Origin of the sequence: Paenibacillus sp. GM1FR, assembly GCF_002803315.1 — a bacterium.
GTDB classification, from domain to species: Bacteria; Bacillota; Bacilli; order Paenibacillales; family Paenibacillaceae; genus Paenibacillus; species Paenibacillus amylolyticus.
In genome coordinates this window covers 166,146-180,249 of sequence record NZ_MKZL01000002.1, presented here as the reverse complement: position 1 = coordinate 180,249, position 14,104 = coordinate 166,146, and the positions used below count along the sequence as shown (strand labels likewise).

At 45.3% G+C, this 14,104-nt stretch carries 4 protein-coding genes and 1 pseudogene; all 5 read right to left on the bottom strand.

Features of this window, described 5'->3' with window-relative positions; genetic code table 11:
* Positions 1 to 100 precede the first annotated feature (100 nt).
* A pseudogene (locus PAEAM_RS01660) lies at positions 101 to 1,103 on the bottom strand (diaminobutyrate--2-oxoglutarate transaminase); the annotation flags it as partial.
* On the bottom strand, positions 1,094 to 5,050 hold the full coding sequence (locus PAEAM_RS01655) for a non-ribosomal peptide synthetase (RefSeq protein ID WP_243391239.1): 3,957 nt from the start codon (positions 5,048 to 5,050) through the stop codon (positions 1,094 to 1,096). The gene PAEAM_RS01655 and the pseudogene PAEAM_RS01660, both read right to left, overlap by 10 nt.
* 60 nt (positions 5,051 to 5,110) lie before the next feature.
* Positions 5,111 to 8,206, bottom strand: a complete 3,096-nt coding sequence (locus PAEAM_RS01650) for a non-ribosomal peptide synthetase (RefSeq protein WP_100526396.1) — start codon at positions 8,204 to 8,206, stop codon at positions 5,111 to 5,113.
* A gap of 68 nt (positions 8,207 to 8,274) precedes the next feature.
* Positions 8,275 to 9,279: a TauD/TfdA family dioxygenase gene (locus PAEAM_RS01645; protein ID WP_100526395.1), complete on the bottom strand. Its 1,005-nt coding sequence runs from the start codon at positions 9,277 to 9,279 to the stop codon at positions 8,275 to 8,277.
* 11 nt (positions 9,280 to 9,290) lie between these two features.
* Positions 9,291 to 13,913, bottom strand: coding sequence for a non-ribosomal peptide synthetase (locus PAEAM_RS01640; RefSeq protein ID WP_100526394.1), 4,623 nt, complete (start codon positions 13,911 to 13,913; stop codon positions 9,291 to 9,293).
* Positions 13,914 to 14,104 lie beyond the last annotated feature (191 nt).

Sequence of the window (14,104 nt, the reverse complement as noted above, 5' to 3'; positions counted from 1 at the left end):
TCATGCTGCTATGAAGAATGAAGACAAGCGAAGTCATTAATGCTCCGCTTGGTCCAATCTGATGTTCTCTTCAATATGAAGCAGGAAGATGCATCCAAAGTTAAATCTTTTGCACAACTTTCTCCTCTTGCAACGTCAACACCGAAGCAATGCTTTCCCTGAGGATATCGATTCCTCTTCGCAGATTGTTGTTGGAAATATTCAATGGAGGCATGACCTTAACCACGCTATCATGTCTGCCTACTCGCTCGACAATAAGTCCACGTTCGAAACATGCCTTCTGTACCTCTGCTGCAATATTTGTATCGAATTTGGAGAGATCCAACCCCCAGATCAGACCGGTCCCCCGAATATCAATGTCGGGATGCTGCTTCAATATCACATCATTCCATACCTGCTTCAACATGGTTTCTTTGGCGTACACCTGCTCCTCCAGAGAGACCTGTTCTCTGTATTCCAGAGCTGCTTTGGCTGCGATAAATGCTAACTGGTTCCCACGGAACGTTCCATTATGTTCGCCCGGATTCCAGATATCGAGATGGGGCTTCATTAATAGTAAGGACATGGGCAATCCGTACCCGCTAATCGATTTGGAGAGAACAACCAGATCGATTAGCGGGTACGATTTCCGCTCGCTCGAAGGAGACAAACGGACCGGTTCTGCCACATCCTACCTGTACGTCATCGCATATTAACAAAATATCGTATCGATCACAGATGGCCCTGATTTTCTTCAACCACGAGGACTCCGCAACATAGATACCACCCTCTGCCTGTACAGTCTCCAATATGATGGCAGCCGGCTTCTCAATACCCGAGTGGGTGTCTTCCAATATATATTCGATGTAGGCAGCACTATCAAAATAATGATTATGTTCATTTGGAAACGGAATAAAGGTTACACCATCTAATGCTCTGCCAGCACCCTGTCGGCTGTCCCGATTACTGGTCACCGCCAGGCTCCCCAGGGACATACCATGGTAACCACCCATGAAAGAAAACACACCTGTACGTCCCGTATATTTGCGTGCCAGCTTCAACGCAGCTTCTACCGCATTAGTCCCGGTAGGGCCGCAGAATTGAAGCTTGTATTCTATCCCTTCACCATTTGATTCACATATTGGGCCACATTCACAGCATGATTGTAATCGATCAGATTCTCATGATGACCTGGAATAGGAGTTGAAGTGCATGTACCTGTCGTCTTGGCGTGCCAGACCTGTGCATCCGTTAACGGAACTGGACTTTGTTCATCCTGAGCGGTTGCGTACAACAGATGGATATCGGACTGAATCGGTTCTGCTGAATAGTAGTTATCAAAGGCCACCTCATTAGCCAGACGCACTTTGAGATGTCTAATTATTCCATTATCTGAAAAGTGATGCATGACTTCCTTTAACTGAATCTCATAGTCTCCGCTAGGCACGAACTCATATCCGTTGTTGTTTGCTAATTCGGCAAGAGCCTCCATCTTGTTTATTGGACGAACATCCCACTCATGGCTTCGGGCAGGTGCATCCAGAATAATCAGCCACTCCAGCTGCTGTCCTGCATCTTCAATGATCCGTGCCATCTCAAATGCCACATTGCCACCAAAGGACCAACCCAGCAAACGGTAGGGACCTATCGGATGCAATTGCGTAAGAACACCATAATAATACTGCGCCAGCTCTTGGACGGTATAGAGCGGTTCTTCGTCGTTTTCATATCCTTTTGGCACAAATCCGTATATATTCAGGCCTTCCAGTTGGCTAACCAACTCATAATAATTGATCAGGTTGCCGCCACCCGTCGGAAGGAGAAACAATGGCGAGTCATCAACACGGCCACCTTCTTTCAACACAACAACCGATTGATCTTGAGGAAGGTTCCCCTCTCGGATGATATGTGCAATCTCGGTCACGGTGGAGTAATCAAACAAGGTGATCACGGATAGCTCGGTATGAAATGTTCTGTTCAGAACATCCATTAAACGGACGGCTTTGATCGAATGTCCACCCTGATCGAAAAAGCTTTCATGAAGATGGATGGTGTCCACACCAAGGATATCCATGAAGATCTGCATGACCTTTTCTTCCAGCTCATCCTGCGGAGCAGCGATATAATCCTTCAATGTGCCACGGTCCAGCTGCTTCAGCGCTGCCTTGTCCAACTTACCGTTACTGTTCAGGGGAATACGATCAATAGTAATGAAACGTGAAGGAATCATGTGACTTGGCAGCAGGGTTCGGCAAAAGTTGCGAAGGTCCGTACTGAGAATCTCAGAAGATGGAGCCAGCTGAATATAAGCACTCAGTGACAGTTCTTCATCATCTCCCCATCTCTCAGCCAGCATCGCACACTCCTGAATATCAGCATGTCTGGAGATTACATCCGTGATTTCCCCCAATTCTACACGCATGCCTCTAATCTTCAATTGGTTGTCTATTCGACCGACAATGTATAACTTGCCAGTGGCGTCGTAATAAGCAATGTCGCCCGTCCTGTATATCCTTCCATCCGTAAACGGGTTTGCAAAGAAAGCCTGTCCGGTCTTTACGGGATCTCCATAGTAACCCCTAGCCAGCCCAACACCACCAATATACAAATAGCCGTGAACCCCGATCGGCACCGGATTCTGCATTTCATCCAGAACATATATAAAATTGTTCCCGATTGGCCGACCAATGGATATATTTCTTCGTGCGCGGAGACCTTCCAACTGCACATTCATATGAATGGTCGAATCAATGGAAACCTCGGTTACCCCATAACTGTTATGCAGATTACGCTCGGGAAGATTGTGGTGGAACGCTGCAACCATTTCGGGTTTCAATGCCTCCCCACTGGAGAATACATCCCTTAATGACGCTAACTGCTCCAGATCCGCCACACTAATTCGCTCCAAAATCATCTTCAACATGCTCGGAACAAAAAAGACGATGGCCACTTCATATTGCTTCAAAGCTTGAATGATCGCATACGGATCACGATGAAATCCTGGTTCCAACAGGGCAACCCTAGCACCTGCCATCCATGTCCAGAAATATTCAAGACCGACATCATCAAAGGTTAGAGTTGTTTTCTGAAGTACTGTTTCATGGGATTCCAGCTTGAATTGGTGCTGCATCCAGCAGATACGGTTCACCCATCCCTGGTGCCGCACAGATACCCCTTTGGGTTTCCCTGTAGTGCCTGACGTGTAATAAATAGCTACCAGATGATCAGGCCCCACTTGTGTCGAGGGAACTGTTATCGGCTTGTCCATATATATTTCAGATTGAGATACGTCGATCAGAAGGGCAACATCATCCGGGATCGGCAACGTATTCGTATTGATGAGACAGATGGACGCTCCCGAATCTGTTAACATGTGACGATTTCGCTCCACAGGTGCATCCAGATCCAGAGGCACGATGGCTCCTCCCGCTTTTAACACAGCAAGAAGGGCAATAGGCAAATGCAGTGAACGTTCTATGCCAATGGCTACCGCCTTGTCAGGTCCAATTCCCTTTTCGATCAGAAGATGAGCTAATTGATTCGCTTGACGGTCCAGATCTCGATAAGATAATTCATCTCCCCCATACACCACAGCCACCTGATCTGGGGCTTGGGCTACAGATGCTTCAAACAGGTGATGTACACAGATATGATCAGGGTAATCCATTACGGTATCGTTCCATTCATATAGAACTTTCTGTCGTTCTTCATCACTAACGGCTCCAACCCCTGCGATTGGCTTCCCTGGATAATTCACAATATGTTCAAGCAACGCTATAAAATTACTGGCCCAGCGTTCGATCGTACTCACGTGGAACAGATCCCGACTACATTCAAACGTACCCTTAATTACATCCTGATCTTCCGTCAAGTCCAGTGACATGTCGAATTTGGATGTGTTGATCTGCTTCAGCTTGATCTCCCTGAACACAGCCTGTTGATCTTTCTGTTCAAAATGGCCCGCCTTCCCCAGACTGAACATGACCTGAAACAATGGCGAATATCCTGTGGTTCTAGATTGGATCAGGTCATCGAACAACAGATCAATCGGTACATCCTGATGGTCAAATGCATCAAGGATGGTATTTTTGGAAGCGTCAAGGTGGTCCAGAAATGATTGCTGATCATCAATACGGCTTCGCAGTACGAGTGTATTGACAAAGAAACCAACTATCTTCTCCAAATCGGACTGTGGCCGATTGGAGACAGGCGTACCGATCAGCAGATCCGTTTCACCCGAATACTTACGTAACAAAATCGCAAAACAGGTATACATCACCATAAATAGCGTGGAATGATTTTTCTCCGAGATTTTCCTTAATCTGCTGGTAAGAGATGCAGGTATCGTGAAGTATACGGATATCCCCTCTTCACTCCGTTTCTGCGGACGTTCATGGTCATATGGCAAAGTGAGCGTATAGGAGTGTTCTTTCAGCTGATCAAGCCAGTACCTCTTCTGAGCAGCAAACTCTTTACTTTCCAACAATTGATTTTGCCATACCGAGTAGTCTATATATTGGGTCGCGGATGGGTTATATAGCGGCAATGGGCCCACTCCGCGGAAATGTTCATAATAAGATAACAGGTCTCTTCGTATGATCTCGATTGACTGACCATCCGAGATGATATGATGCATCATCAGGACAAAAATGTGGCGGTGATCACTAAGCTTAAATAATTTGAATCTGCACAGTCTGTCCCGAGTAAAATCAAAAGGGCCATCGGCCCTTTCAATTCCATCGACAATCTGACTTTCGGCCTGATCTTCCGGATACATCGATAGATCAACCCATTGATAATCCGGTTGTTCTTTCAAAATATACTGATAAGGTACACCCTCTTCGGAATCAATCCGAATCTGCAGTAACTCTTGCCTGTCCACCATCAGTCCGATGGCTTGCTCAAATGCCGACTCATCGAACTCTCCTCTAATCTCATTGGCAAAAACCATGTTGTATGCCGTACTTCCCGGCTCAATCTGTTGCTGAAGCCACAATCTCTTCTGAGCAAAAGATAAGGGAAATCGGTTGATTTCCCGAGAAGTGCGTTCTACTGTTTTGGAAACATTCATCTGACTTAATAATCGATCAATCAGTTCGCTTTTGTTTATTACTGCACCGGATTTTTTCACTTAATTACCCTCCGCAGAATAACCATTCGCTTCCAATAACAGATTCTCAATTACTTCGGACAATTCACGAATGGTAGGCGCATCAAATATTTTACGTAGCGGCAGATTAACACCTACCTGTTGTCTGATTCCAGAGATGACCTGCGTTGCGATAAGCGAATGTCCTCCGAGTGCAAAGAAATTCTCATCAATACTAATCTGCTCCCGCTTCAATACCGCTCTCCAGATCTGGGCGACAATCTGCTCAACGGTTGTCGTTGGTGCGGCATATTCCGCCCCGGAACTTACATCCACGTCCGGCAGGGCGTGGTAATCAATTTTCCCATTGCTCAGCTGCGGTAAATGCTCCAGCACTTGGATGACGTTCGGAATCATATATTCGGGAAGTGCGGATGAAATCCACTGTTTGACATCCTGAATCTCTCCAGCGGTATCCAGTTCTACATAGGCAGCCAGCAATGGTTCTGTCTTCTCTAACAACTTCGCCGCTGCAAGTCGCACACGAGGATGTTCATTCAGAACTTTCTCGATCTCACCGAGTTCGATCCGGTAACCTCTTAACTTCACCTGCCGGTCAACCCTACCAATGTATTCGATATGACCATCCGGGAAATAACGGACCCTGTCTCCGGTTCTGTACATCACGTTGTCCGGCGCATAAGAATGTGCCAGGAAAGCCTGGTCATTTAAGTGTTCATCTACATATCCATCTGCAAGTCCTTTTCCGCTGATATATAACTCTCCGGCAACACCTGGCGGGACAAGATTAAGGTTCGAGTCCAGCACAAGCAGATTCGTATTATGAATCGGTCTGCCGATCGTTTCATGAACGTTATCCTTGTCACAGATATGATAAGTCGTATCAATACTCGCCTCAGTTGGGCCGTACAAGTTAATCAACTGAGCGTTGGAACCAGCAAAGAAAGCCTTCTGGAGCGGAATTCCCAGTCTCTCTCCGCCGCTGAACACCCTTTTTAACGGTGCTGAAGAGAGGGTTTCTTTTTCCACCAAAGCCTGAAGCATGGTAGGTACAACCTGTAATGTCGTAATTCGTTCCTTATGAATAATATCGAGCAAATAGTCGGGATCAGCATGCTTGTCCGGCTCAGCAAGAACCAGCCTTGCGCCCGTAGTGAGCGGTGCATAGAATTCCCATACCGATGCATCGAAATTAATCGATGTTTTCTGCAATACAGCGTCTTCCCCGCTCAGTGGAAATTCATTGTTCATCCAATGCATATGGTTGCTGATGGCCTGATGTGACACTTTGACCCCTTTGGGTCTACCTGTGGAACCGGAAGTATAGAGGATATAGGCGATGTCTCTGGCATCTACTCCGATTGCCGGTGCGTCCGTGGGCTCGGTCGCAATTGCCTCACCTTCTTCTTCAAGAAATACAGGATTAGCAAAAAGGGAATTGAGCCGTTCATTGTTTTTATTCAACAACAGCACCGTTTCAATGCGGGCATTCTCACGGATATAGGACAATCGCTCATTCGGATAATCCGGATCAAGTGGTACATAAGCCGCCCCTGCTCGAAGCACCGACAGTAGGGCTATGACCAGCTCAGGAGATCTCTCCACGCTTACCCCGACTACATCTCCATGCCCGACACTTCTTGTCCGATGCAGATAGTGGGCAAGCTGTTTGGACTTCTCATGGATTTCCCGGAACGTAAGCAGAGTGTTACCGGACACAACCGCAACCTGATCTGGTGTCTTCAAGGCTTGTTCGTCCAGCATCTCCACCAATGTCGAGGTTGCATATTCCCGAACCTCTCCTTGAAGAATCGATTGCAATGTAAATGTCAGATGATCAGGGATGATATTGGACGATACGGGTTCATCCAGATTCACATAGGCCTTGTTGCAAATATGTGTGAATATATCCGCTACGTAGCCAATCTCTGTCGGAGTGTACTTTTCCTCGTTATATCGAAGAACGATATCTCTGCGTTCAGGGTATTGCTGGATATTGAGTCCAAGGTGAACCGATTCAATCTGTTCCGACTGATACACAACCCGGAACGTGTGACCACCCGATTCCACCACGGATGATGCATCCCGACTCTCGAATCCATAGGAGAACACAGATTGACTCGAATCCGATTTGCTAAATATTTTGAAGTCAAAATAATCTGCATATTCTGCACTATCTTTCGCTTCACTCGTCGTTCTTTGGAAAAACTGAGTCAGCGTGTCGTCCTCTTTCAAGCCCGAGTACAGAGGTACGTATCGATTCAATGCACCGACAACCTTCTCCAAATCCTCATCTTGTCGGCCAAGCGTATGTACGCCAACCGTTAGTTCCTTATCCTCCCCCAGCAGATGCAAAGTCAGATTCCAACAGGCGAGCGTAACGTTATCTATTGTACTTCCAGCCTTCTCCGCTACCTTCTCAAGTTCAGCCCACAATTCTGGTGACCCTTCCACAGGGAAACTTGCCATCGTAATACTCGTGGTTCCGCTACCGGATACCATGGACAATTGTTTATCAACATGATCGAACCGTTTATTGTTCCAAAAACTTCTTTCCTCCGCGTGCTCATCATTGGTCAACAGGTCATTCAACCACTCGGATACAGCATAGTACGGTACCTCTTCTTCCAAAAGTTCAGGGTCCACCTCAGCCACGATTAATTGTGATAAATCCGCTAGAATAACGGCAGGTTCAATATCCGAGAACTGTGGATCAAAAGCGAGAATCAACACTTTGGAACGTTCGGACAGATCCACGTTAATGGCTTCCAGCGAATAATCACCTGTCCATGTGTCCAACTCCTTTCGGATCAACCCTTGGATATCCTGCTCCTGAATCGGTTCATCGGAATATGCAGTACGGAATCGGCTTCTGGTCTCCGAATCTACTTTCTGAAGATGGACCCCATAATTGGGATCGGCTTCTATGGAAGTGCGGAGTGTGCTGTATTTCTCGGCTATTCTCTTCACGGCTAATTCAATCTGATCATTGGAGCACTCACCTTCGATGTTAACAGCAATTACACTTGGGACCAGTGATGTTAATCCGTTATTATTCAGTTCATGCAGTCGTTTCTGTTGTGGTGAAAGGGGATAACCCAGCATTACATTTTCCATGTTCAATCCTCCTGCATTTCTAATGTATTTTCAGTTCGAATGTAATTTCCTTCAGGCGCAATTGAGGCTTAGCGACTCACGGGTTCTCCCATAGCTACCAGTACTTTTCGATCTCCCTGATACGGGTTCCGTGCATGCGCCACCAGCATATTGTCCAGCATAAGGATATCTCCCTCTTGCCATGGAAAGGCGATCGTGGCATCGGCATAAGCCTGACGAATATGTGCAGCCACATCAGCATCAATTGAAGTTCCGTCTCCATAATACGTCTGGTATGGCAAGCCGCTCTCTCCAAATTCTTCGAGCATCAAGTTGCGAACTTCCTCGTTCAGGCTACTGCTATGCCAGAAGGCAATATGATTAAACCACAGGTTCTCATTTGTATCGGGGTGGATCGTAATGGCCGGTCTCACCTGCTTCGTTGTCAATGTTCCATCCTCATTCCATTGGCAAGCCATGTTGTTGTCCAGACAATATTGCTCGACCTCGTCCTTGGACTCTGTGTGGAAAACATACTGCCAGGTCTGTCCGAATCCAGTTCCGTAGTTTCGAACCAACATCCAGCCTTTCTCTGCAAAAACATCCCGAATGTCCGGATCAATGAGGTTATATACTTTCCGTACATCCACAATAGGTGTTTCTCCTCCTTCATCAGCGACAACGATACTGGAGAACCAGATTTTTTTGGGCCATGTCATGACGTAGGACAGTTCATTATGCGGTGCAATGGATTCCTCGTTCGGAAATTCCGTTGACGTATACACCTTGCCCTGTACTTGGGTTCTCGGTGTCGCTCCTTCTTTATAACTGAGCGGTTCGGGGCAGCTTACATCGATGAACCCATAAAAGCTTTCTGGTGTGGTAGTATCAAAACCTCTGAACAGGACGCCACCATATTTCAAAATTTTCTCTTCCACCATATCCTTATTGTTGAGATACCATTGATTCAGATCCAAACCGGATACATTGGGTTTGATTACCAACGGCAGTTCCTGACCTTCCTCCAGAAACGATTGCTTCACAATTTCTTTCTGGATGACCATCTGCGCACCTTTATCAAATTTCTTCTTCATAGTTATTCCTCCTAAGATTTGATTTTGTTGAATTTCTTTTTGCTCTTACTGCTATTCAGCAACTCCATCTTGTACTCGTGGGCCATCACCTCCCAATCATGGCGTACAGCTTGAAGACTCCGTGAGGAATCAGCTGCAATCAGCTTCACTACAGCCATATAATCATGCAGAAATCTCTTCATGGTGGATTTGCCAAACAACTCTGTTTTGTATTCAACTACTGCATTCATGACATGGTCAGCCTCGATGAGATTCAACGTCAGATCCCACTTGCTCTTGCCACTGTGGCCCCACAAAATTTCATTCTGAGCAATATTCAGCCCTTCGATGTTGTACGTATTTTTGACATCAAGTACGAACCATGTCTGGAAGAACGGGGTCAGCCCGGAAGCACGATCCGGGTTCAGCAGTTCAATCAGCTTGCCGAAAGGCATCTCCTGATGATCAAACGCTTCAAACACCGTATTTCTAACGGAAACAATCTGGGCGTCTATGGACTGCTCGGGGTCCATGGTCGTCTTCAAAGCAAGACTGTTGGAGAAATATCCGATCAATCTCTGCACTTCGGCACGATTACGGTTTGCTACAGGTGTTCCCACGACGATCTCGGTTTCACCCGAGTAAAAGTACAGCAACATTTTGTAGGCGGTGAGCATGGTAATGTACAGACTGGCATTGTTTTTCATACCGGCCTTTTTGATCATTTCAATGGTTTGGATCGGAATTTCTGAGAGCAGAATATCTCCGGTATCCCCATTATTCAGCGAAGGCTCCCGGTCATACGGCAATACTTTCACCGATCGGTTAACGGTACTTCCCAACTGGTTGCGCCAATAATTCAGAACTGTCGGAAATTCGGCAGTCATCCATTTATTCTTTTGCCAATGTGAATAGTCGGAATATTGGATACTCAAATTCTCAGTTGCTGCATTTTCTCCCCTCAGATAAGCATTATAGTATGACCCCAGTTCAGCCATCAGAATATCCTGAGACCAGCCATCGAAGATAATGTGATGAAAATTAAAATAGGCAAAATATTGATGTGCATGGATCCGATACAATCCAAAATAATACATCGGCCCGGTTTCCAGGTTGAACTGGTGTTTGGATTCTTCTTCAATTACACGCTTCAGACTGGCTTGGGAATTATCCCTCAGCGTATGCTGGACCTCAATGCCAAAAGGCTCGTAAGGCCTGATTCGCTGCACGGGTGTATTGTTTTCTACAACAAAATACGTTCTCAATACATCATGCCGCTGCACAATTTGATTCAATGCATAGATGTATGCCTCTTCCGAGAATGCGCCCTCAAAAAGGACATGTCCGGGAATATTATATTTGGTGCTCTTCCCCTCGAACTGTTCAACCAGCCACAGGGATTCCTGGTTGAATGACATTACACCTTTGAGTGACGGATCAACTCTGGGAATATCTGTAGACAGGAAGATCGGCTTGTCCATAATTCCGTTCAATACATCCACTTTGGATCTCTTCACTGTGTTTTGTTCCATGCTCATCATGCCTTCCTTTTCTTCCATGACCTGATCCAGATATGAACTTAAGGATTGGATTGTAGGGAAATTAAACATATCGTTAATCGAAAAATCAAAACCTATCTCGGAAAGCCTTGTGTAGATCTGAATCAACTTAAGGGAATCACCACCCCGTTCGTAGAAGTGATCCGTCACACCCACCTCTTCCAGACCAAGAATCTCAGACCAGATGGTAGATATCGTCTGTTCCATGACAGTATTCGGTGCCACATACACATTTTCTTCATCCGATTGTGGCTTCTCTATCGATAACGCCAAGTAATCAATCTTGCCGTTAATGGTAAGTGGAATCGAAGACACCTTGATCAGATGTGTGGGAACCATATACTCCGGCAACAGAGATACCAGATTATCCCGTATCATCCTCCGGGTCACATGTGCATCGCTGACGTAATGAGCACATAACTGACGGGATTGCTGATCCGTCTTGACGCTTACAGCAACATCTCGGATTCCTTTGATCTTCAAGAAAGCTGCCTTGACCTCACCCAGTTCAATTCGATACCCGCGAATCTTCACTTGGTCATCCATTCTTCCGAGGTATTCCATCTGACCATCTTCCCTTAACCGGCATAGATCACCTGTCCGGTACAATCTCTCGCCTGGATGATCCGGGTGTTCGACGTATTTTCTGCCCGTCAATTCGGGTTGGTTCAGATAGCCTCTGGTCACTCCGTCTCCCCCAACCAATAATTCACCCTGAACACCGACAGGAACGTATTGCAGTGATTGATCAAGCACATATATGGATGTGTTCTGAATGGGCTTTCCGATAGGCACATACTCCGTTTGGTCAACATGAGGATTGTAAGTATAGATCATACAACCCACCACTGTCTCTGTCGGTCCATATTCATTGAAAATGGTAACCTCATGTTTGCTTTGCCGGGTAATATTCGCAGCCAGTGAAGCACTCAGATTATCGCCGCCCACAATAAATGTCCGGACATTGGATCTGTCCATAATGTTCATATCCTGAATCAATTGCAGATGAGCCGGCGTCAGCTTGACCAGATCCACTCGCGGATCTAGGACAACATCAGTAATCAATGCCTTGTTATGAGACGAGTTGTAGATAATCATCGTGTTGCCCGTAATTAACGGTGTGAAGATGGAGGTAATGGTCAGATCAAACGCGATGGATGAATACAGTGAAAAAGTCGTTTTCCTGTCAGTAACATAGGTCTGACTCGCCCACCATATATAGTTCGTCAATCCCTTATGCTCCACCAATACACCCTTCGGTGCTCCAGTTGATCCTGATGTGTAGATGACATAAGCCAGATCCTTCACATCTATGGTCAAGTTCAGATTATCTGTTGGTATATATCCATCATTTTCTTCAATCAAGTCAATGACTTCTAGACCGTCCGGCAAATGAACAAGCTTGTTAACCAGGACGAACCTTACCTGAGAGTCTTTCAAAATATGATGAATTCGCTCATCGGGATACTCGGGATCAATCGGAATGTAAGCACATCCGGCTTTTATAACAGCCAGAATCGCGATAACCATCTCCATACTGTGGGTTGCAATAATGCCTACCAGTTCTCGTTGCTTGATTCCTCTGCTGATCAATGTCGTAGCCAAGCCGTTAGCTCTGGCATTCAATTGTTCGTAGTTCATCTCCTTATCCCCCAGGATAAGTGCTGTATGTTGAGGGGTAGCAGCTGCCTGTTCTTCAAACAACTGGATGACCGTTTTGTCGCTAGGATAAGACGCCCTGGTATCATTAAACTCGGTTAGCATCGATTGTTTATCGGCTTCGCTTACAATACTGACCTGTTCAATTCTTTGTTCAGAATGCTCCAGAATGGCTTCCGTAACCGTAAGAAACTGATCGAGCAGAATGTCCATGAACGATTCACTGAACAACTGGGTCCGATAATCCATCTGAAATATGATACGATCCTCATTGATTTTTTCAATAATGTTGATAAGCAGATCATTCGTCTCATGTCCGTTAAACTTGTTGTCCATATAGACATCATGTCCTTGCATCTTGTCAAAGCGTTCTGGACGATAGACCAGTGATATGCCGAACAGTCTGTTCAGTTCCGGTAAGGAGAGCGACTCTCTCAGATCACGGATCAGCTGATTATACGGATATTTCTGATGACGCAATATTTCTTTTTGTTCATTGGAAATGCGTTGCAGCAAGGTTACCACGGTTTCAGAGGGTACTACCCCGATCCTGACAGGTATGGTTGTGACAAACATGCCAATCATGTCTTTATCTGTTTTACTAGTACGGTTCGCGTAGTTGGTTCCAACGACCAAATCGGTTTGGTGAGTGAGTTTATTCAGCAGAATAGCTAGAGTTGAGAGAAAAAAGGTAAATACGCTGACATTCTTCTGACGACAGAAATCTTTCAAACGTACATACATGGAGTGATCCATATTCATCGTTTTTCTTCTGGCTGCGGTGTGAGTTAGAAGGGGATTGTGCGCTTTCAGTTCCATAAATTCGGGAATCGTATGAAACTTCTCTCTCCAAAAGACCTGATCTTTCTCATAGCGTTTGGAAGCGAGATATTGTTGTTCACTATTTATATAGTATTCATAATCGTGAATCGTAGATTCAATCCTGCTTGCATTACCATCTTTCAGTTCGGCATGATAGGTTGCCGTAATCTCATTCGTCAACTGGAATAATCCCAGGCCATCACAGATGATATGGTGAACCTGAATGATGTATCCGTATTGTCCATGACCCTCATACGTATAAAACTGACATAGATCTTCACTATGTACATGAATCGGATGGTTACCCACATACTCAGTCCATGTCACACCCGTCAAGGCTGGATCTTCATGAATATGCTTGAGTGATCTGTACTCATAAGGTTGGATGTATTGTTTATTCTCACCTTGATCCAGTATAATCCGAGTTCGAAGCAGTTCGTTAGTCTTCAAAACCCTGTTAATCGACCGCTCTAACAAGGTGAAATCGATCGGTTCCGGTATGCTCATCTTAGATGTAATCATCCATACATCTGATTTCGGATATAACATTTCCATGTACCATATTCTTTGTTGATGCTCTGTTAAAGGATGCAGATCGACACATACATTTCCCATCTAATTCTCCTTTATATATAATTTATCCTAAAATAAGTTAATTACAACTTATCATCCCACCCAAATTTAATCAATAACTATTTTATTTGTTTTTTTAACATTTTTTCATATAATCCGACATTAAATTACCATTTTCAGCGTAGAAAGAATGAAAGTCCCATCCAACCTTTCTACAAGATTTCCACTTCCGT